This is a genomic window from Acinetobacter sp. ANC 4169, assembly GCF_002135355.1.
Classification (GTDB): Bacteria; Pseudomonadota; Gammaproteobacteria; order Pseudomonadales; family Moraxellaceae; genus Acinetobacter.
This window is the reverse complement of the sequence record NZ_NEGE01000001.1, coordinates 45,172-66,953: the sequence shown is the minus strand read 5'-3', so window position 1 is coordinate 66,953 and position 21,782 is coordinate 45,172. Positions and strand designations below refer to the sequence as shown.

Here is a 21,782-nt window from a genome sequence, read left to right as displayed (position 1 = left end):
ATATTAAGACTAGATGTGTCGATTTTATGAATCCTGACTAAAATAGTCAAGTTTTTTATTGGGCTTTAAATTATTTTGTTTTATAGGAAAATTATATATTTATGCAATCCACCAATTATACACTAATAACGCAACTAATAGCACGATAGTTAGACTAAAAGCGATATTCATTCTTTTCTGCTTTTGTTGAATACGGCGAATGCGATTCTTATATTGTTTAACTTCTACCTCTAAAGTATTGATCTTTGAGCGTTGTTGATCAATTTTTTCCAATAGGGGCACAATACGCTTTTTGGAGGCAATCACATCCTGCCCATCAATAGGTTCGCTGAGCCACTGTTTCCAGTCCGATAAAACTTTGGGAAAACTGAAAAGAAGGATTAAGTCGCGAAACTCATCTTTAAGGGTGATGTCACCATCTATACGCATTTTTTTAATACTGCGGCGATTGGCAAAGACAAAAACTTTAATCAAATCTGTAAGTGTAGTGCGAACATCCAGATCGACCATTTTCTCAGGAGCTTTGGTGTCAAACAACACGCCGTGTTCTGTGAAAACCACATAAAAATCAAAATAAGGTAAATAGCTATTAATTTTAATGGCAATTTTTTGGTCTATAAATTTTTTAGCCTGCAAGCCAACAACCCGATCATGTTTTAAGATGAAGGTAAAGATTGTCTCCAAAACAATCATAGTCATTGTGAGCAACAAATGCGGTTGATTTTGACCTTGTTGCGATTCACTCATAAAACTTAATCCTTACCTGAAAGGGAGCATCCGATGCTCGAAAATCTGTTTCAGGGCTTATGACAAATATATTAATCTTGCTTTGTAGAACAGTTTAGCAAATCGATCAAGTGTTTAATTTGCTATTATAGCTGTATTTTTTAAGTAATTATATTTAAGTTGTATGGAAAATAAGCAGGAGAAGGCGCGAATGGATAAATCGACAAAAGATCAAGAGATTGATCAACAAAAAAATGAAAATGCTGATAAAACAAAGAATAAAGCACGTTCAGGTCGTAAATCGGCTTTGGATTTCCGTAAATATACTCAACAAATATGGCTTGCTGGTTTGGGGGCTTTTTCGCGTGCAGAAGAAGAGGGGAATAAATTATTTGACTCTTTAGTCAAGGTGGGTGAGGAACTGGAATCCAAAACCACAGAAATTGCCGATCAAACTGTAGAAAAAGTTTCGGAAAAAGCCAAAGAGTCGGTGAGTGACACCAAAGATAAAGTAGAAAAATTATTGGATCATAGTGTTAACCACTCTTTAAACAGAATTGGTCTGGTGACAGTTAAAGATATTCAACACCTAGAAACGCTCATATTACAACTACATAGCAAGGTCGATTTTTTGATCGAAGAAAATAAGCTTTTAAAGGCGCAAATTGTAAAAAAATGAAACATTTTTGCTTTTTCTGCATTTTTCAACAATTTTTTTCGCAATTATTTTGCAGAAAAGCATATTCAGAGTATTGCGTTTTGACCCAAAGCATTGATATAAAGGTGCTATGGAATCCTTAGACCTTAAATAAACGATATTAAGAGGACGTAATCTTCATGAATAAATCAGAATTAATCGATGCAATTGCAGAGAAAGGGGGATTGTCTAAGACTGATGCAGGTAAAGCCTTAGATGCAACAATTGCTTCAATTACTGAAGCACTTAAATCTGGTGATACTGTTACACTTGTTGGTTTTGGTACATTCAACGTTAAAGAGCGTGCGGCACGTACAGGCCGTAACCCGCAAACTGGTGCAGCTTTAGAAATTAAAGCAAGCAAAGTACCAAGCTTTAAAGCAGGTAAAGGTTTAAAAGATTCTGTAGCTTAATCTTTTTTGATGCCGATAAACGCGCCCTCTAAGGCGCGTTTTTTATTAATAATGCCGATTATAGTTTGAACTCATTCATTCAGAGCAGGTTTTCGGGTAAAATCGCCCACAAATAAAATATTGGAATACTTATGGAATCTTTTCGTAAAGTTATTAAAGGTTGGTTGGGCAAAGCTTTGCTCATTTTGTTTTTGACCCCTTTAGCACTTGTAGGTATTGAAGGATATTTTAGTGGTGGAAAGTCAGAAGACACGGCAAAATTGGTCAATGGCCAAGAAATTTCTAAAAAAGAATTAGAATCACTGACCAAAACATTTAAAGATCAATACCTGGCTTATGCCAATGGCGACGAAACTTTATTGAATCAATCTTTCATTGAAAATAAAGCGATGGATAGCCTGGTTGCTCGTACCTTGTTATTGCAACAGGCCGAAGATTTGGGTATTTCTTTGAGTGATGCACAAATTGAACAGATGGTTGCTCAACAACCGAGTTTTCAGGAAAACGGTAAATTTTCTGAAGCCTTGTACTCAAATTATTTACGTTCAGTGGGTATGACCAGTCAGGCTTTGATTGCAAACTTGCGTCAAGACCATGCCCTAAAAATGTTGACTTCAACATTTATGGACTATGCGTTGGTGAGCAAGCTTGATATTCAGCAAATTGCCAACTTGCAAACTGAACAACGTACTTTACATCTAGCGAGCATTAAGCTGGATGAATACAAGAAAAATGTAAATGTAACAGCACAAGATATTGCAGCCTACTACAACAAGCATCAAAAAGCCTTTAAACAAGTAGCAAGTGTAGATGTTGACTATGTGGTGTTAACGCCTGCCAATGTTGCTCCTGCGAATACACAAGTGACAGATGCCGAATTGCAGCAAGCTTATGCTGCCTTTGTCGATGAGCAAAAGCAAAGTGCTAAACCTTTGGTCAAACATATTTTAATTACTGCAGATACCCGTTCAGATGCTGAAGCGAAAAAATTAGCGACCGATGTTGCTGCGAAAATTAAAGCAGGCATGTCCTTTGCTCAAGCTGCAGCGCAATATTCGGATGATACTGAATCTAAAGCTAAGGGTGGTGTGGTAGAAGCTTATGCAAAAGGCGTGTTTGGCGATGCATTCGATCAAACCGTTGCTTTATTAAAATCAGCACAGGTTTCAGCGCCAGTTAAAACCCAGTATGGTTATCATTTAATTGAAACAGAAGCAGCTGCAGTGAAGCTGCCTTCATTTGAAACTGAAAAACCACGTTTGCTGGCCGAGTTGCAAAAGAGTAAAGCTGCCAATTCATTCTCGGATGCAGTAAATGGCCTGAATGAAATGGTGGTGGGTAGCGATGCACTGGATGTGGTGGCCCAAGAAGTTAAAGGTGTAAGCGTTCAGTCAGTTAAGGGTATGACTTTGGCTACTCAACATCCTGTACTGAGCGATGCCAATGTTAAAGTTAAGCTGTTTAATGACGATGTGAAAAATGGTGACCGTAATGCATCTAGCAGCATCCAGATGGAAAATGGTAATACCGTTTGGGTGAAAGTGCGTAATTATCATGCGGCTGGGGGGCAAACTTTGGCTGAAGCAACCCCTGGTGTAAAAGCGAAACTCATTGAACAGAAAGCATTGGATGCAGCGAAAGCGAAAATCCAGGCTGCGCTTGATGGCTTTAAATCACAACCTGCGGCAACAGTAGCGGCGAAAAGTAAAATTGCGTTTGAAAGTGCGGGTGTTTTTGCACGTTCACAAGGTTTGAAACGTGAAATTGAACGTGCAGCATTTAGCGTTCCAGCACCGAAAGCAGGCATGTGGTCGGTCACAACTGCAGCATTGCCAAATGAGTTGGTGGTGGTTGCTGTATCGAATGTCAATAAAACGGCTTCCAGTGCTTTAAGTGATGAGCAATTGAATGAATTGTCCAAGTTGTATCAGCAACTCCGCGGTCAACAAGAACTGGATGATTACACCCAATATCTAAAAGCACATGCAAAAATTAAATAATCTGCTGTAAAGAAAAAACCTGCGTTAACGCAGGTTTTTTTATGGCTGAATTAAAGCTTATTCAGCACGGATTTTAAGCTCATAGCCTGAATATTTACGGATATTAATGACCCCTGTATCTAAAATCAGATACTGTCCTTTAATCCCTTGTAACTTGCCGCGAATAATCGGGGTTTTATCCAAATTATGCGATTTGACTTTTTCTGGATATTGTTCAACCGGATAAACAAACTCACGTGGCAGTTCATCTTCCATCACTTCAATAGTTTCGTTAAATTCCAGGTTCTGGCTAAATTCATCACGTATGGTCTGAATTTTCGGTGCAAATTCTTCAATCAGCTGTTCACGCACCTCAATTAAATTGAGTGGTTCGGCTTCGCCTTTAAGCAGTTTGCGCCAATCGGTCTTGTCGGCCACTTGAGTGCCAAACATGATTTCCAGTTGGCCTGAAAGACGGCGGGAGCCGACCTTCATAATCGGCAAGGCTTGCGTTGCCCCTTGATCCAGCCAGCGCGTAGGCATTTGTCCAAGGCGGGTAATTCCAACTTTTAATGCGCTTGAATTGGCCAGATAGACAATATGCGGCTGGAAACATACTTCGTGGGCAAAACTGTCTTCACGGCAAGTGCCGAGGTGATAATGACAGGTTTCCGGTTTCATAATACACATGTCACAGGATGCTTTGGTTTTGAAACATTTAAAGCAGTGACCCTGTGAAAAGGATTTGTTGGTTTTGTTACCACAAGATACGCAATAGATATTGCCGGTCCACTCGATCTCGATTTCCTGGCCTAAATTGAATGGCAGGTCAACTTCTGAACGATCTAGAATAAATTTATATTCAACATTTGCCTTGTGTGTATGTTGATCAGTTACACTAAGGTCCTTAAGACCTGCATGCATTTTATGGCAAATGCCTTGTAGTTCCATACAGAATACTCTCTTCAATAATAAGGACGCAGTTATGGCTGAACAGAATGTCATCACGTCAATGCTAGACGATTTATCCAAAGAACAGCCTATTCAAACTGCATTATGTATTGGTCAAAATCTTGCACAATACGACAATAATCAATCAATTCATTGGCACTATTTTAACGTAACTGAGTTTTTAAATCTGCCTTTTACCCAGCGATATGACCTGGGTTTTGTGGTGATGGACTCGCAAGAGTTGGTCGCGCTTTCTGATGTGCAGAAGTCGCAACTGTTGGTGAAACTGCGTGATTTAATGGCAAAACGAATTGTGGTCGTTAGCCGATTGCAAGATGAGAAATTATTGCGTTCTTTGGGCTTTACTCAACTGATTGACAAAACCCAACATGATAGCGATTTTGCTTTGTGGCAATTCAATATTTTAACCTATAAGCATGTGCCGGACTGGTTTAATTCCAAGTTTTGGGCAAATCCGGAAAACTGGAATAAATTTCGCTGGTAATTTCTTTATTGTTAAAGTCCTTATATCTTGCAAATTTTAACAAATCCGGATTATTTATTGCTTTAAAAGCATCGTATTCTTTTAGGAGTCTTATAAAAGGATAATGCGATGACTAATCTGAGCAATATCGTTGAAATACTCGCTAAACAGGCTTTGGGCGGAAAGCAGCAACAATCTCAGCAAGGTGGTTTAGGTGATATTTTAGGTTCGGTATTTGGGCAAATGAGTGGTAATAATGCTCAGCACAATCAACAAAACAATCAACAAGGCCAACAAAATCCCAATAACCAGCAGCGTCAACAAGGTGGATTGGGTGGAATTCTGGGAGCAGTGCTGGGCCATTTAAGTGGTCAACAGAACCAGCAACAAACCCAGCAACGCAGTAATGTCGGATCAATTAATACCAAAACCTTATTAATAGCCGTGCTTCCCTTGGTACTTGCCTGGATTCAGAAGCAGGGCGGCATACAAGGGGCATTGGATAAACTAAAAGGTATGGGGCTAAACAGTCAGGTGGATGACTGGGTCTCTACAGGACCGGGCGAAAATGCCAGTGTAGATCAGCAGCAAGTTCAAGGGCTGTTTGATGAGCAGGAAGTACAACAGGTCGCACAAGAAAACCAGGTGCCTACGCAGGATATTTATGGCGCTATTTCCAAAGTGTTGCCGCAAATTATCGATTCCCTGACGCCACAAGGCGAACAAACCAATAAACAGGAAGCCAATGCTGATATTCAACAGGTGATGAACTTAGTGTCGGGTTTTCTGAAACGCTAAGATTTATTAAACCAGTTGAGTGGACGACTCATCTGGTTTTTAATCATTTAGTAATTGAATGCTACTGATGATTGTCCATGCTAAATAAACTATTGGATTTAGATATTTTTTTAGCGATATAGTGGGACTTTTTTAAGCGAATTAAAATAATTTGCGATTGAAATTCCAGTTCACCAAATTCAGGCTCCACCTGTACATAATGTAGTTGTCCAAAACTGTCTCTGACCCGTGCTTGTGCGGAAAACCCCGGGCGGGCATTACCGCTGGAAATGGTCGCCAAGCGTCCTAACAAACTGACTTGTTGCTTGGTCAGTGACGGCTTGATGACTTGGTCTAGGCAATGAATCATAAAGACAGTGAAAAACACTGCAATGATCAGTGCAGGGATAATCAGGTAATAAGCAGGCAGGAATTTTTGCTGCTGTGAAAATACGCAAAGTTGCAGAAAATAGCCTGAAAAACTGAAGTTCATCAGTAAAAACACCACAATCAGTGTCTTGGAAAATTTGACGTTAAGAAACGGCGAGTCGGTGAGTTTTTTGGGTGAAAGTGCTTTTAAAAATTGAGTTGGGCGAATATTGAAGTAATAGCCAATGGTTTCTACCATGCTGAGTAAAATTAAAGCCAATAAACTTAAATGAAACGGGATTAAGTTATAGTCTTGCAGAAACTCAAGCATGGCAAATTCCATTGGGTTTATTCTTCTTTCAGGTAAATTCCACCATCAGAATGCACGGTAATTTCAACTTTTTCAAGTGATTGCCCTTGGCATGGGCCAGAAATACATTCACCGCTTTCAACCAGGAACAATGCACCATGGGTAGAGCATTCAATATATTCCTGATCACGGTCTAGAAACTGGTTTTCCAAAAACTCCAGTTCGACTTGCAAGTGAGGACAGAGATTCTGATAGGCATAGAATGAACCATCACGCTGAGTAATGAAGATAGTATCACCATTCGGCGTTTCGTATGAACGTGCTTCACGTTCAGGAATCTCTTCCGTCATGGCAATTTTAATCATTATGCGCATTCCTTCTGGAAGTTGTTTAATAATTCTGCGTAATGTTCTACGCTCAGGCGTGGACCAAATTGTGAAACCACTTCACTTGAAATCAGGATTGCCAATTCAGTAGCAGCTTTCAGGCTTAGTCCAGCATTTAAGGCATACAGGAATGCACCGGCAAATGCGTCGCCAGCACCATTGGCATCAACTGCGGTCACTTTACGTCCTGGTAACTTGATGGTTTGCTCAGAATCGGAGATTAAAGCGCCTTCAGCTGACAATGTAATGACAGTGTATGTGCTTTTTAATTGCAATTTAGCAAGTGCTGCTTCAATGGAATCTGTTTCTGTATACATTAAGGCTTCATGCTGATTGCATAACAATAAGTCAACGCCATCATCAATCAGCTCATCTAAGCCTTGACGTGCATATTGCACCATTGCCGGGTCAGAAAGTGTCAGTGCGATTTTTACCCCATGTGCTTTGGCAATTTCACGTGCCTGTTTAACGGCAAGTCTTGCAGTATCGCTAGTGGACAAATAGCCTTCAATATACAGCCATTTTGCGGTCTTTAAGGGTTCAAAATCAATTTGTGTTTCACTCAGTTCAGCGGTAATGCCGAGATAAGTTTGCATGGTACGTTCGGAATCAGGACTCACCAGAACCATACAAGTACCAGTCACGCCTTCACTTACGGATTGTTTGGCAGTGTGAATACCTGCTTCGTTTAAACCTTTCAGGTAAATTTGACCAAGCTCATCATCACCTACACGGCAAGCATAAAATGCCTTGCTACCAAGTGCACTGAAAGCAACAGTGGTATTTGCAGCAGATCCGCCTGATGCTTGACCTTTGTATAGTTGTGTTTCTTTTAAATTATTATATAAATTTGCTTGTGTTTCACCGTCAGTTAACTGCATAGTGCCTTTTTGCAAATTTTGTTGAATCAGGAAATCGTCAGAGACTTTAAATTCTTGGTCAATTAATGCATTACCAATTGCAAAAAGATCAACAGTTGTCATGTCTTTCATTCACATTTTAAATTAAAACGCTAAGTTTACACCAATGCTCATGATTGCTGTAGATTGATGAATAAAATTCAATGTATAGTCAGTTTATTCGTTCAAAATGCAATACAGGACAGAATAAGGAAGGTTAGATGAATATCACGATTGATAAAGCTGAACAATTACCTGAACAAATCAAGGAATTAGCCAAGCAGGCACAGCAAGAAGGATTTCAGTTTGTTGATCGGTTGATTGAGGAATATGACAGCGGCAAAAACCGGTTCAATCTACCGGGAGAATTTCTGCTTTTTGTTTATGATGGTGACAAATTAATTGCCTGTGGCGGTTTAAACCAGCAGTGGAATGAAAACGAAATTGATAGCCGTATTGGCCGGGTACGTCGTTTTTATGTCTTGCCTAAATATCGTAAGCATGGTGTAGGCAAGCAATTATTACAACAGCTGGAAAAAGAGGCGCGTGCCAATTTTTCAGCACTGTGCCTGAATACTGACACCAAAAATGCGGCGCATTTTTATCAAAAGCAAAACTATGTGTTTGTAGAAAATCATCCCAATTATAGTTATTTTAAATATCTGATCTAGTGACAGCATTTGAGCCAACAAAAGTACCATCAGCACGTTGATGGTACTTTTTTTTATTCACAGTCCGACAAAATAAGCTTGAGTTTTAATTTTCAGTTAAGTCTTACAGGGAATGATGATGAAATGACCATTAGATCATCAGTTCCTCATGACACAGCTTGAATTACAACAACATCTGATAAAAGTTCCTGCAATAACGGCGCTATTCTGGCTAACCAAGATTTTTGCCACAACTTTCGGTGAAACAGGCGGAGATGCGCTGTCTATGTCGCTGAATCTGGGGTATTTGCTCAGTACCTGTATTTTTGCCGCGTTATTTATTCTATTGTTATTTTTTCAAATACGGGCAAAGGCTTATCATCCGTATTTGTATTGGTTCACGATTATTGCCAGTACCACCGTGGGCACAACCCTGGCAGATTTTGTCGATCGCTCCTTGGGTATCGGCTATGCGGGTGGCACGAGTATATTACTGGCTCTGGTGTGTCTGTCTTTATTTACCTGGTATAAGGTAGAAGGAAGTATTTCACCCCATACGGTGAATTATCCACGTGCAGAAATTTTCTATTGGCTCACCATTACATTTTCCCAAACCTTGGGTACGGCTTTAGGCGACTGGTCGGCAGATAGCATGGGCTTGGGTTATAGTGGCGGTATTGCAGTTTTTGTCACACTCATCTTAGTGATTCTATTGCTGTACTTATTTAGCTCAATTTCACGAACATTCTTATTCTGGAGTGCCTTTGTACTCACTCGTCCCTTGGGTGCAGTAGTGGGTGATTTTCTGGATAAACCGATTGCCTCGGGTGGTCTGGATTTAAGCCGCTTTGCCGCTTCGGGGGTGATATTGATTGCAATATTGTTGTGTATTCGCTTTAGCCATCAATCTGCTGCCAAAATGGACTTAAAAATATAGCCATAAGATATAGCCAGCTCCGGTGAGATATAAAAAATAGCCATTCGTGGCTATTTTTTGTTGTGTAAATAGAGCCTTTTTTCAAAAAAGCGCCAGCATAAACTTGACTAAAATGCTTGGAATTTCGTAAAGCTGTGAATCCAAATAGCGCAATATTCAGGTATAATCAAAACCATCTTATAAATATGTAAATGTCGGAGATCACATGACTGTAGATGTCACTGAAACCATTTCTCAAACTGTTCATCCTGCGTTTCAGCTGATACGTCAACACCATGTTGAAGCCTTAGATATTCGGGTGTTTGAATATCAGCATAAAGTCACTGGCGCCATACATTATCATCTGGCCAGTGATCTGGATGAAAATGTCTTTCTGGTTGCGTTTCGTACCCAGCCGATGGATTCGAAGGGCGAGGCTCACATTTTAGAACATACTGCGCTCTGCGGTTCGGAAAAATTTCCTGTTCGTGATCCGTTTTTCCTGATGATTCGTCGTTCATTGAACACGTTTATGAATGCGTTTACCTCGGCGGACTGGACAGCTTATCCTTTTGCGACTCAAAATAAAAAAGACTTTCAAAATTTACTGGAAGTGTATTTAGATGCTGCTTTTGCCGCGAATTTAAATGAACTGGATTTTGCCCAGGAAGGGATTCGCATTGAGCTGGAAGATGGTCAGCCGGTCTATAAAGGCGTGGTGTTTAATGAAATGAAAGGCGCCATGAGTTCACCTTCAGATCAGCTGTATCACCAATTGGCACATCATTTATTCCCGCACACCACTTATCATTACAATTCAGGTGGCGATCCTAAGGATATTCCGGACCTAACTTACTCAGAGTTAGTTAATTTCTATAAATCACATTACCATCCAAGTAATGCGGTATTTATGACCTTTGGTAATGAATCTGCCTATCATTTGCAGGAACAATTTGAAACTTTAGCCTTGGCTAAGTTTGAAAAAGGCCAAACCCTGCATTCAACGCCTGAAACACGTTTGACTGCACCAATTGAAGTCACTGAAACTTATGCGGTAGATGCGGAAGACCTGAAGGATAAAACCTATCACGTAATTTCATGGTTGTTGCCACAGGCCAGTGATATCAAATTGCGTCTGGGTATGCGTCTGGTAGAAGGCGTTTTATTGGAAGATTCAGCTTCGCCTTTACGTCATTATCTGGAAACCTGTGATTATGCTCAATCGACCGGCCCAATTATGGGTGTGGACGACTCCAACTTTGAAATGACTTTCTATTGTGGTGTACAGGGTTCAAATCCTGAATATGCCCAAGAATTTAAAGAAGGTGTATTCAAGATTCTTGAAGATGTGGCCTCTAAACCCGTAGATGCTGAAATGGTTGATGCTATTTTGCATCAGATTGAATTGCATCAGCGTGAAATCAATGGCGATGGCATGCCCTATGGCTTAAGCCTGATTCTGAATGGTTTGAGCAGTGCAATTCATCATAGTGATCCGGTGCATGTCTGGGATGTCGATCGTGCCATTGAGCAAGTCAAAGAAGAGCTCAAAGACCCAATGTGGTTGTCGAACCTGATTAAACAATATCTGCTGGACAATCCGCACCGTGTACAAATGACTTTAGTACCGGATGCAACCAAATCTGCCAAGGAAGCCGAAGCGGAAAAAGCACGTTTGGCAGCGATTGGTGCCCAGCTGACCGATGAACAGAAAGCTGCAATTGTTCAGCAAACTGAAGCGCTCAAAGTCCGTCAGGATACGCCGGATGATTTGAACCTGTTACCTAAAGTGGGATTGGAAGATGTACCGGCAGATTTGCATATCGTCCAAGGTCAACTGCGTGAAATTATCAGCAATAATCTGGATACACCGCTGAACTTGTATCATGCCGGAACCAATGGTCTTTACTATCAGCAAGTGACCATCAAGATTCCAGACCAGGTGGTGCAATCGCCATATTTTAACCTGCTGTCTATCCTGTTAGGTGAAGTGGGTGCAGGTGAGTACGGTTATCTTGAACTGCAACAGCTGCAAACGGCAGTGAGCGGTGGCGTGGGGATGGGAGCATCACTGCGTTCAAAAATTGATGATAAACATAAAATTAGCGCCTGGCTTACTTTGACCACCAAGTCGCTGGTGAATAATTTTGAAGCCATCCGTTTGTTGAAACTGGCATTTGAACAACTGCGTTTTGATGAAAAAGACCGCATAATTGAGTTGCTGCAACAACGTAAGACACGTTGGAATTCACGTATTTCGGGTTCAGGTCATAGCTATGCCATGCAAATTGCAGGGCGTAATCATAGTGCCTTGGCGCAACGTGATTATCACAATACCGGTTTGGGGGCACTGAACTGGTTAGGTGACTTGGTCAATAAAATTGAAAAAGATCAAGCTGCTTATGATGCTTTGATTGCAGAGCTAAAATCCATTCATCGTCTGCTTTTACAGGCACCGAAACAGTTCTTGCTGGTCTGTGAAGAACATCATTCAGATCGTTTAATTGAAGAAGTGCAAGAGGTTTGGGACAAGCTTGCGGTTGATCAAACCCCTGTAGAATTAGCGCCAGTTGTCACAGAAAATAGCAATCATGACGAAGCCTGGTTAATTCAAGCCAATGTTCAATTCTGTGCAGCTGCATATCCTGCGGTAGAAGTGACTCATCCCGATGCTGCTCCGCTCATGGTCTTGGCGGCTTATTTACGCAATGGCTTCCTGCACAGTGCGATTCGTGAAAAAGGTGGCGCTTACGGTGGTGGGGCTAGTTATGACGGCAATGCATGTTCATTCCGTTTCTATAGCTATCGCGATCCGCGTCTGGCAGAAACCTTTAAAGATTTTGAAGCCAGTATCCAGTGGTTGTTGAACAGCGAACACAAACCGCATCAACTTGAAGAAGCCATCTTGGGATTGGTTGCAAGCATGGATAAACCGGGCTCTCCAGCAGGAGAGGCGATTAGTGCTTGCTATGCATTACTGCATGCGCGTACACCGGCTGTTCGTAAGCAATTACGTACGCGTTTACTTGCGGTGACACTGGATGATTTGAAACGAGTAGCAGAACAATATCTGGTTCAGCAAACACCGGTAAAAGCTGTGGTTGCACCAGTAGCGAAGCGCGATGCCTTGATTGAACTTGGCTTCAATATTCAACAAGTGAACTAAAAGATAGGGGCTGTTGATATTTCATCAAATGACTTGCGCTAAAAACAGGACATGGCTTTGTTTTTAGCGCAAGGGACGAGCATCTTTTTACTTTTATTTCGTTACAATGCAGCTGTTTAGCATGACTAAATATTCTGCTTGGTGCCTTATATCAGTAAAAAAATAGCTATAGTCGTAAACATAGACAAAGTGTCAACAGCCCTTCATTTGAGGTAAAAACCTATGGCGTTCAAAACGCTGCAATGCACAACTTTGCAACTGAGCATGATGATGCTCGGTGCATTGTATGTGACGAATATAAATGCGAAAAATCCTGACTCTTTAATTGCACCTGCAAGTCCCGAAGCCTGTGTCGCATTGGAATCGAATGCGGATCGTCTGGCTTGTTATGACACGTTGTTCAAGGTGCCTGAAACAGAGAAGCCTCAGCTGGTGTCTGAACGTCAGGCAGCCAATCAAATTGCACCTGCACCGACTGAACCGGAAACGATTAAAGAAAAAATCAGTCATGGTGTGAGTAATGTATTTGCGGTTGAGGGACCCAAAATTGATCCCAATACCTCTTTGCTAGACAAGCGTTGGGAACTAGCGCCTGAAAGCAAGCTCGGAACCTGGAACATTCGTGCCCATCAGCCGGTTTATTTACTTCCGGGATTCTGGACCTCAGATAAAAACGAACGACCTTCCAGTCCGAATGAAAATAACACGGTACAGGTGGGTGACGACCAAAACCTGAAATCAATGGAAGCAAAATTCCAGTTGTCGTTAAAAACCAAAGCTGTTGAAAACCTGTTTGGTGATAATGGTGATATCTGGTTGGGTTATACCCAGTCATCACGTTGGCAGGTTTATAATGCTGATACCTCACGACCTTTCCGTGAAACCAACTATGAACCTGAGGCCAGTCTGGTTTTTCGGACCAATTATGAAATTTTGGGCTTAAACGCACGTTTGCTTGGGGTGACCTTTAACCATCAGTCCAATGGTCGTGCAGATCCATTATCGCGTAGCTGGAACCGTATTATCTTTAATGTCGGTCTAGAACGCGACAACTTTGCGCTGATGTTACGTCCTTGGTATCGCATTGAAGAAAATGCCAAAGATGACAACAACCCGGATATTAAAAATTACATCGGTCGTGGTGATTTAACTGCTTTCTACCGCAAGAATGATCATGAATTTTCCCTGATGCTGCGTCATTCGCTTAAAGGTGGTAATGATGCACATGGTGCAGCCCAGTTTGATTGGGCATTCCCGATTAGCGGTAAATTGCGTGGACATTTCCAGTTGTTTGACGGTTATGGGGAAAGCCTGATTGATTATAACCACCGTGCGACCTACGTCGGTCTAGGTGTATCGCTGATGAACTGGTTCTAAAATATGCTCAATTTAAAAAACCACCCCATGAGGTGGTTTTTTATTGCCCTAGCCTAAAGGACTTAACCAATTTGAATATCTGCCGGAGGATGCTTTAAGCGGCTCTTTTTCGGTGTTGCAATGAGATAGGCCAAGGTCAGCGGGCCTAAACGACCTGCAAACATCAGTAAGATCAGAGCCATCAAACTGGCCGGTTGCAGTTCACCGGTTACCCCGCGTGACAGGCCCACAGTACAGGCAGCAGAAACAGCTTCAAAGAGTAAATCCAGAAAGCCCTTGGTCGGTTCCAAAATAAGAAGCGTAAACAATCCTAAAAATATCAAGATCGCCGTGATGGAAAGTACTGCAAAAGCTTTAAATGATGTGGTTTTTGAAACCGAGTGATTAAATACCCTTAATTCTTCCGAGCGCCGTAAAAAGGTAATCACACTTAATACCATAATAATAAAAGTTCCCACTTTAATACCGCCAGCCGTACTTAAAGAACCACCGCCAATAAACATCAGGATCATGGTCACTAGAGTAGAGGCATCGGTCATGCTGGCTACATCTAAACTGTTAAAACCGGATGAACGTGGCACAGTGGCATGGAACCAGGCATTCAGGGCCTGATCACCTAAGCTCATGCTGGACAGGGTCAGCGGATTATTGGCTTCCAAAGCCCAAATCACGATAAAGGCAAACAGGTTGAGACCTGCAATGGTAGAGAGGATTAATTTGCTATTGGTACTTAATGCTTTCCAGCGCTGCGCACGTTTGATATCCATCAGTACCACAAAGCCAATGCCACCAATAATGTAGAGCATACTGATGGTAAATGTAATCAAGTAATGGTCTGCAAAACTCATCAGGCTATTGGGAAAAAGGGAAAAGCCGCCGTTATTAAAGGCAGAAACACTATAAAAAGCCGCATAAAAAAAGGCACGGGAAAAATCATATTCCTGCATCCAGGCAATGGTCAGAATAAAGGTGCCGACGGCTTCAAAGAACAGCGAATATAACAGCACGCCTTTAATGGTAAAAGAAACTTTGGCCAGACTGGTTTGACCAATGGTTTCCTGAGCCATCATTTGTTGTTTGAGCTTGATATTGGAAGACAGGCTTAGTGCGGCCAGTATGGCAAAAGTCATAAACCCCAAGCCGCCACTTTGCAGTAACAGCATAATCACCACTTGACCGAAGGTGGTGTAGGCTTCTCCGACATTCACCACGGAAAGTCCGGTAATGGTCACCGCAGAGGTTGCTGTAAACAAGGCATTGATCCAGCTTAATTCTCCATGATGGGAAATAGGGAGTTTGAGTAATAAGGTGCCGGCAACGATAAAACTCAAGAATCCCAGGGCAAGCAAACTGGGAGGACTTAAATTGACAGTATGGGGTTTGTTATTTTGTGCTTGATTCATCGTTTATTTAAACCGTGCAGACAGTTTTCGTAAAGGTTCAAGTTCACCTTCAACCACCAAAATATCACCTTCTTGCAGTATTAAATTTGGATCAATACTATAAGAAACTTCCTTGCCGCGTTTATGCAGAATGGTTTTAATCGCCGGAATATTGCCCAGAAGGTGATTGAAGCGTTCACCTTTCAAACTGGCTTTAATCTCGATTTTGACAATGAAATGATTGTCTTCCAGTCCCATATAACGGCTAACCATGGGGTAGCTTAAAGACTGGGCTACCCGGGTACCCATGTCTTCTTCTGGGTGAATGATTTTGTTTACGCCAAGATGGGTCAAAATCATATGGTGGGCCTTGGATTTAGCCTTGGCCCAAATCTTGTTCATGCCCATGTTTTTTAAATGCAACACACATAGAATACTGGCTTCAATGTCCTCACCAATCGCCACTACCACGGCTTCACAGTTTTGAATGTTGAGTTCTTTCAGGACATGTTCATCGGTGGCATCGGCAATCACAGCATGGGTGATTTGATCTGAAATGCTTTCGACATTTCTTTTGTCATTGTCGATCCCAATGACATCATGATTTAAGCTGACCAGCTGGGTTGCAATGGTGGAACCAAAACTGCCCAAACCAATGACTGCAAATAATGCCATGCAAAGTATTCCTTATCCATTTTTATGTGGTTTTGATTCATGAAGTGATGTCAATATAGGCTGATTTTATAATGTTATGATTCATTCAGCTATCAGGCTTACAAAATTATTAATAACAAAGGTTTATTTCTAAAACTGTTTACTCACATTTCGGTACATCGATACATCTGATTTTAAAAATTATTGAATTGTTTTGTTCAGTGTGATGAGTATCAGCTACGGTTGTAAAGATTAAATGATGTCATCAAACGTTCAAAAACTGTGTATATCCTTTATTCCTATAATTCTATTTTTATAGTGAATGAAAATGGATGATAAAAAGATTTTTAAAATATTGCAGGGATGGTTTCCGCTGCTAAAACAACGAAAAATTCCGAAGAAGAAATGTCGAGCTAATTTCCAGCAATTTCTAGCATGGATTGTATCTGAAAAGGTAGCTCAACATGAGCATGCCTATTTAATGTCAGTTGATTCTGAAAATCCTTATGAGAATGGATTGGAACAATGTGCAATGTTGCAGCATATAAATATTGATATGGGTTTAACGCAGCAAGAAATCCGTAAAAGAACCACACCTTTATATAAACATTATGAAACACATAAAGCGGTGATTGGAAAATATTACAATGTCAATGCCCATGTTTTTGATATTGTTTTTGAAGAAATTTATAATTTTTTAAAGTCACAGAATTATGAGTTATTAATCATTTATGCAGATACAGCTTATTGGATGGCAGTGCCAGATGAAGATGTAAAAATTCATAAGTTCTGCAAGTCTTTCTCCAAGCAATTTAAGGATGAAGGGATTTGCATAGAACACTATATAAAACTGGACTGTTTAAGATCGACCTAAAATAAAAAAGAGCCAATGGCTGGCTCTTTTTTAATGTCTTTTAAATCGCTTACTTTAAGAAGCGCTGATAACCCAGGTTGTTGGTAATTTCCGCATATGGATAAGTAATATTTTCCAATGTTTCAATTAAACCATCCGGATTCTGTTTGGCATCGGTCGCTTCTAAGCCAACCAGAACACGACCTTCCGCAGCGCCGTGGTTACGGTAGTGGAACAGGGTAATGTTGTGTGTTGGTCCTAGACGTTCCAGGAAGGTGAGTAATGCACCTGGACGTTCCGGGAATTCCACACGGAATAAACGTTCATTTTCAATGTCTGCATGACCACCGACCAAATAACGAATATGCAGTTTAGCAACTTCATCATCAGATAAGTCATCTACGTCATACTGAACTTTCAAGGTTTCATAAATGTCATGACGTTCTTTTTCGCCACCTTTCAGGCTAATGCCGACAAACACCTGGGCAGCACTGGCATCGCTGGCACGGTAGTTGAATTCGGTAATATTACGACCTTGTAGGGCACGGCAGAAGTTCAGGAATGAGCCTTTTTCTTCTGGAATGGTCACTGCAAAAATGGCTTCTTTACGTTCACCCAGTTCAGTACGTTCAGCAATATAACGTAGACGGTCGAAGTTCATGTTGGCACCGCAAACAATCGACACCATGTTTTTATTTTCTAAGCCATGTTCAGCGACATATTTTTTGATACCGGCAAGTGCCATGGCACCGGAAGGCTCAACAATGCTGCGGCATTCGTCATAGGTATCTTTAATCGCTGCACAGATTTCGTCTGTATTGACCAAGACCACATCACGCTCAACAATTGGGCCTGAGTTATCGGATTTTTGCAGGCGAATCACATCAAATGGTTTTTCTCCAATTTGAGCGACCGCAGTACCATCGGCAAATAAACCTACTGAAGGTAAAATCACCCGTTCATTGGCTTCAAAAGCAGCTTTTAAGCAGGCAGATTCATCATATTCCACTGGAATAACTTTTACGTGTGGTGCAACATCACCGAGGTAAGCAGCAACACCGGCAATTAAACCGCCACCACCAACGGCAACGAATACATACTCCACATCACGCCATTGACGCAAAATTTCATTGGCAATGGTCCCTTGACCGGCCATGACCAATTCATCATCATACGGCGGAATAAAGGTCATGCCTTCGTCTTGAGCGCGTTGAATGGCGTATTTGTTGGCGACATCAAAAGAGTCGCCGTGCAATACCACTTCACCACCCAAACGTTTTACCGCCTGAACCTTAATGTCAGGGGTGGTTTTCGGCATCACAATAATCGCGCGAATTCCCAGTTTTTTACCAGATAACGCCACGCCTTGTGCATGGTTACCTGCTGAAGCCGTAATAACGCCACGTTCCAACTGAGATTTCGGTAATTGACTAATACGGTTATAAGCACCGCGTAGTTTAAAGGAAAAGACAGGTTGTAAATCTTCGCGTTTAAAGCGAATGTTATTATTTAGCTTTTCACTAATTCGTGGCGCTGCTTCGAGTGGAGTTTCGATTGCAACGTCATACACCGTTGCTTGTAATATTTGTCGAACCAAACGAGACAGCATGTTAATTTTCCATCTAACAGTTTAAAATAGGCCTTTATTGTAACAAACCCCTGTACATTTGGGCTGTTTAATCGGCAACAAATGTCAAAAAATAGTTGAGCCAAGTTATGAGTCTGTATGCGACCCAAGATGAAAAGAAACAAGCTGCCGCAAAAGCTGCTTTAAAACACTTGCCAAAAGGCGGGATTTTGGGTGTAGGTACAGGAAGTACTGTGAACTTCCTCATTGAATTATTACCAGAATTGCAATTGGAAGCTGCTGTTGCAAGTTCTGAAGCCACTGCACAGCGTCTGAAAAAATTAGGTATTGAAGTAGTCGACATGAACTCTGTTGGCGGTTTGGATGCTTATGTAGATGGCGCGGACGAAATTGATCGTCATATGCACATGATCAAAGGCGGTGGTGCTGCACTGACTCGTGAAAAAATTGTAGCGTCGATTGCGAAAAAATTCGTGTGTATCGTCGATGATTCTAAGTGGGTAGAACAATTGGGTCATGATTTCCCGTTACCTGTAGAAGTGATTCCAATGGCACGTTCTGCGGTAGCACGTAAAATTGTTTCTCTAGGTGGTGATCCTGTTTACCGTGAAGGCGTAGTTACTGATAACGGTAATGTGATTTTAGATGTGCATAATCTGAATATCTTGAATGCGCTGGAACTTGAAAAAACGATTAATGACATTCCAGGTGTGGTGTGTAACGGGATCTTCGCGATTAATAAAGCCGATATCGCTGTAGTTGCAACTGATCATGGTATTGAAGAGCGTACTGCGGTTTAATTTGTTGATTCAATATAGTTCTATCAAAATTTTAATTGAATTTACATTGAAAGTTCCTTCTCTTGCGCCATATATGGCTCAGGGAGAAGGTTAGGATGAGGGGATTAATCAACCTCTCCCTAACCCTCTCCTAAAAGGAGAGGGAACTACAAATTTCATAATATAATTATAGAAAAATGACCCCAAACCTTCCAGAAATTCAAATCACCCGAAAATTACGTGCCACACGCTTAAGACTGCGTGTAGAGCCTACACAAATTAAATTAACTGTGCCGAAGTTTTGCACACAGCGCCAAGTTCAAGACTTCTTAAAACAATCAGAACAATGGATGATTGAAACATGGCAGAAGCAGCAGGAAAAAACAGGGCAGATTGATAAAAGCTTACCCACCGAATTAAAGCTTTTTAATTTGGATCAACCTTTACAGATTATTTATCAAACTCAAAAGCAGTCATTTATTTTTGATGATGAAAACTTACAGCTTTTGATTAGTGATCGTCAGTCTGAACAGTATCTAAAAGCTTTTGTGATTGCTTATGCCAAGCAGCATTTACCTGTTTATTTAGATCAGGCTAGCCAAGAATGTAATCTGAATTTTGGAAAATGTGCGATTCGCCAGCCCAAGACTCGCTGGGGCAGTTGCTCGGCAAAACATGACATTATGTTGAATAGTGGTTTGGTGCTGTTTCCGAAAGAGATTACACGTTATGTGTGTGTACATGAATTGGCCCATACCAGGCATTTTGATCATAGTCCAAGGTTTTGGGCGGAAGTACATAAACACGATGTCAATTTCCAGCAGCATCGGAAAATGCTGAAAACAACGCCAATGCCTTGGTGGTGGGGTCTTATCTGAGGTGTTTTTTTTCTTTGATGCAAAATTTAATGCAAAACACGATAACTTCTGATTAAGCAAAATATTATAAAAATGAGTATCAAAAAGAAAAAATATTCAACTGAGAATGCTTCAGCAAGATAGAGTTTGTAATGAAGAATAATATAAAGAATTATGATAACCGCAATGATATAAAGCATAGTGGTGTTTTTTTTAGATATATATTGATGATTTTAAATGAATTTAATGGTATTGCAAGTTCCGAAGTATTTTGAGGTATGGATGGTTTAAGATTAAAATAACAAGCGATAAATTTGAATATTTATCAAGTACAGTCACAATTTAAATAAAAATTTAATCTATATCAAAACAGTTTAGAAAACCAAAACTTCCTGTCATACTACGCAGTTACGAAATGAAAACTTTTGATTTGAGGTAGTGATCGTGATTACTGTTGGTATTGTCGGTGGTACAGGTTATACAGGCGTTGAATTGTTGCGTCTTTTACTACGACACCCAAATGTGCAAGTTAATGTACTAACATCACGTACCGAAAATGGTCGCCGTGTAGATGATATGTTCCCAAGCTTACGTGGACATACCGATCTTCAATATTCAGATTTAAACATCGATGAACTGAAAAAATGTGATGTGGTGTTCTTTGCAACGCCTCATGGTGTGGCAATGAAACATGCGGCAGAACTTGTTGCAGCCAATACCAAAGTCATCGATTTGGCGGCAGATTTCCGTTTACAGAATTTAGAACAGTTTGAAAAATGGTATGGCCTTGAACATGCCTGTCCAGATATTTTAAAAGATTCAGTTTACGGTCTGTCAGAACTGAACCGTGACAAAATTAAACAAGCCAATGTAATTGGTAACCCGGGTTGTTATCCAACTACTGTGCAACTCGGTCTTGCTCCATTATTCAAACAGGTTGAAGCATTGGTTAAACCGGAAAGTATTATCATTGATGCTAAATCGGGTGTTTCCGGTGCAGGTCGTAAAGCCAGCCTGGGTATGATTTATTCTGAAAATGCCGACAACTTTAAGGCTTATGGCGTTGCAGGTCATCGTCATCATCCTGAAATTGTAGAAGCACTGGAAAATATTTCCGGTCAAAAAGATGTATTTAATCACATCGTATTTGTACCGCATTTAGTGCCGATGATTCGTGGCATGCTCAGCACCATTTATGTCGATTTGACCGATGCTGGTGATGCTGCAGACTTGCAAAGCCTGTATGAACAGTTCTATGCCAATGAACAGTTTGTGGATGTTATGCCGGCAAACAGCTCGCCAGAGACACGTTCTGTGCGTGGTGCGAACCAATTGCGTATTGCCTTGTATAAGCCGCAGCCGAAAAAACTGATCGTTTTATCTGTACAAGACAATTTGGTCAAAGGTGCAGCAGGACAGGCAGTACAAAATATGAACCTGATGTTTGGCTTTGCTGAAAATGCAGGTCTTGCAGGAATTGGTTTATTACCATAAAAAACGTTTTTCGACTTCACACACATTTGGATTTGGATTTAAATGTGTGCTTTGAACGAATCAAAATAAGAGATG

At 40.9% G+C, this 21,782-nt stretch carries 21 protein-coding genes; 13 read left to right on the top strand and 8 right to left on the bottom strand.

Translation table 11 applies throughout. The annotated features are described in order from the left end of the window. Positions 1–99: 99 nt before the first annotated feature. Positions 100–747, bottom strand: coding sequence for a hypothetical protein (locus B9T26_RS00365; protein ID WP_086197842.1), 648 nt, complete (start codon positions 745–747; stop codon positions 100–102). Between the two features lie 190 nt (positions 748–937). On the opposite strand from B9T26_RS00365, the gene B9T26_RS00360 reads away from it, so the two are divergent. The 3 genes from B9T26_RS00360 (at position 938) to B9T26_RS00350 (ending at position 3,836) form a co-directional block, all read left to right on the top strand. Then, entirely contained in the window at positions 938–1,405 is a 468-nt protein-coding gene (locus B9T26_RS00360) for a phasin family protein (RefSeq protein WP_086197841.1), read from the top strand. A gap of 158 nt (positions 1,406–1,563) precedes the next feature. Continuing rightward, entirely contained in the window at positions 1,564–1,836 is a 273-nt protein-coding gene (locus B9T26_RS00355) for an HU family DNA-binding protein (RefSeq protein WP_004651791.1), read from the top strand. 131 nt (positions 1,837–1,967) lie between these two features. Then, positions 1,968–3,836 carry a SurA N-terminal domain-containing protein gene (locus B9T26_RS00350; RefSeq protein ID WP_086197840.1) on the top strand — a complete coding sequence of 623 codons (1,869 nt, stop codon included), beginning with the start codon at positions 1,968–1,970 and terminating at the stop codon, positions 3,834–3,836. 57 nt (positions 3,837–3,893) lie between these two features. On the opposite strand, the gene B9T26_RS00345 is transcribed toward B9T26_RS00350, so the two are convergent. Beyond that, entirely contained in the window at positions 3,894–4,766 is an 873-nt protein-coding gene (locus B9T26_RS00345) for a DUF2797 domain-containing protein (protein WP_086197839.1), read from the bottom strand. Between the two features lie 34 nt (positions 4,767–4,800). On the opposite strand from B9T26_RS00345, the gene B9T26_RS00340 reads away from it, so the two are divergent. Beyond that, positions 4,801–5,271, top strand: a complete 471-nt coding sequence (locus B9T26_RS00340; RefSeq protein ID WP_086197838.1) for a DUF6231 family protein — start codon at positions 4,801–4,803, stop codon at positions 5,269–5,271. A gap of 108 nt (positions 5,272–5,379) precedes the next feature. Then, a complete protein-coding gene (locus tag B9T26_RS00335) occupies positions 5,380–6,048 on the top strand; it encodes a YidB family protein (RefSeq protein WP_086197837.1) in 669 nt (222 codons plus the stop codon). Between the two features lie 61 nt (positions 6,049–6,109). On the opposite strand, the gene B9T26_RS00330 is transcribed toward B9T26_RS00335, so the two are convergent. Genes B9T26_RS00330 through B9T26_RS00320 form a run of 3 tightly spaced genes read right to left on the bottom strand, consistent with a single transcriptional unit; the run spans position 6,110 to position 8,075 of the window. After that, positions 6,110–6,727 carry an OB-fold-containig protein gene (locus tag B9T26_RS00330; RefSeq protein ID WP_086198032.1) on the bottom strand — a complete coding sequence of 206 codons (618 nt, stop codon included), beginning with the start codon at positions 6,725–6,727 and terminating at the stop codon, positions 6,110–6,112. A gap of 17 nt (positions 6,728–6,744) precedes the next feature. Then, the gene (locus B9T26_RS00325) at positions 6,745–7,056 is read right to left on the bottom strand and encodes a Rieske (2Fe-2S) protein (RefSeq protein ID WP_171262901.1); all 312 of its coding nucleotides are present in this window, start codon (positions 7,054–7,056) and stop codon (positions 6,745–6,747) included. A gap of 14 nt (positions 7,057–7,070) precedes the next feature. Then, the gene (locus B9T26_RS00320) at positions 7,071–8,075 is read right to left on the bottom strand and encodes an adenosine kinase (protein ID WP_086198031.1); all 1,005 of its coding nucleotides are present in this window, start codon (positions 8,073–8,075) and stop codon (positions 7,071–7,073) included. A 137-nt stretch (positions 8,076–8,212) separates the two neighbouring features. On the opposite strand from B9T26_RS00320, the gene B9T26_RS00315 reads away from it, so the two are divergent. The 4 genes from B9T26_RS00315 to B9T26_RS00300 all read left to right on the top strand — a co-directional run bounded on the left by B9T26_RS00315 (position 8,213) and on the right by B9T26_RS00300 (position 14,100). After that, entirely contained in the window at positions 8,213–8,662 is a 450-nt protein-coding gene (locus tag B9T26_RS00315; RefSeq protein WP_086197836.1) for a GNAT family N-acetyltransferase, read from the top strand. Between the two features lie 148 nt (positions 8,663–8,810). Further along, positions 8,811–9,578, top strand: a complete 768-nt coding sequence (locus B9T26_RS00310; protein WP_086197835.1) for a hypothetical protein — start codon at positions 8,811–8,813, stop codon at positions 9,576–9,578. Between the two features lie 205 nt (positions 9,579–9,783). Beyond that, positions 9,784–12,723 (top strand): insulinase family protein, encoded by a 2,940-nt coding sequence (locus B9T26_RS00305; RefSeq protein WP_086197834.1) that lies wholly within the window; start codon positions 9,784–9,786, stop codon positions 12,721–12,723. A gap of 222 nt (positions 12,724–12,945) precedes the next feature. Further along, complete coding sequence (locus B9T26_RS00300) at positions 12,946–14,100, top strand: phospholipase A (protein WP_086197833.1); 1,155 nt, start codon at positions 12,946–12,948, stop codon at positions 14,098–14,100. 62 nt (positions 14,101–14,162) lie between these two features. Here the strand turns inward: B9T26_RS00300 and B9T26_RS00295 are convergent, their stop codons facing one another. Next, a complete protein-coding gene (locus B9T26_RS00295) occupies positions 14,163–15,503 on the bottom strand; it encodes a TrkH family potassium uptake protein (protein ID WP_086197832.1) in 1,341 nt (446 codons plus the stop codon). Between the two features lie 3 nt (positions 15,504–15,506). Then, positions 15,507–16,157 (bottom strand): potassium channel family protein, encoded by a 651-nt coding sequence (locus B9T26_RS00290; protein WP_086197831.1) that lies wholly within the window; start codon positions 16,155–16,157, stop codon positions 15,507–15,509. A gap of 307 nt (positions 16,158–16,464) precedes the next feature. Here B9T26_RS00290 and B9T26_RS00285 point away from each other — a divergent pair, with 307 nt between their 5' ends. Continuing rightward, positions 16,465–17,010, top strand: a complete 546-nt coding sequence (locus B9T26_RS00285; RefSeq protein ID WP_086197830.1) for a hypothetical protein — start codon at positions 16,465–16,467, stop codon at positions 17,008–17,010. 49 nt (positions 17,011–17,059) lie between these two features. Here the strand turns inward: B9T26_RS00285 and ilvA are convergent, their stop codons facing one another. Continuing rightward, positions 17,060–18,598: a threonine ammonia-lyase, biosynthetic gene (ilvA, locus tag B9T26_RS00280; RefSeq protein WP_086197829.1), complete on the bottom strand. Its 1,539-nt coding sequence runs from the start codon at positions 18,596–18,598 to the stop codon at positions 17,060–17,062. A 107-nt stretch (positions 18,599–18,705) separates the two neighbouring features. Between ilvA and rpiA the strand changes: the two genes are divergently transcribed. The 3 genes from rpiA to argC all read left to right on the top strand — a co-directional run bounded on the left by rpiA (position 18,706) and on the right by argC (position 21,707). Continuing rightward, positions 18,706–19,377, top strand: a complete 672-nt coding sequence (rpiA, locus tag B9T26_RS00275) for a ribose-5-phosphate isomerase RpiA (RefSeq protein WP_086197828.1) — start codon at positions 18,706–18,708, stop codon at positions 19,375–19,377. A 176-nt stretch (positions 19,378–19,553) separates the two neighbouring features. Then, on the top strand, positions 19,554–20,234 hold the full coding sequence (locus B9T26_RS00270; RefSeq protein WP_086197827.1) for a SprT family zinc-dependent metalloprotease: 681 nt from the start codon (positions 19,554–19,556) through the stop codon (positions 20,232–20,234). A 417-nt stretch (positions 20,235–20,651) separates the two neighbouring features. Further along, on the top strand, positions 20,652–21,707 hold the full coding sequence (gene argC / locus B9T26_RS00265; RefSeq protein WP_171262894.1) for an N-acetyl-gamma-glutamyl-phosphate reductase: 1,056 nt from the start codon (positions 20,652–20,654) through the stop codon (positions 21,705–21,707). Positions 21,708–21,782: the final 75 nt, after the last annotated feature.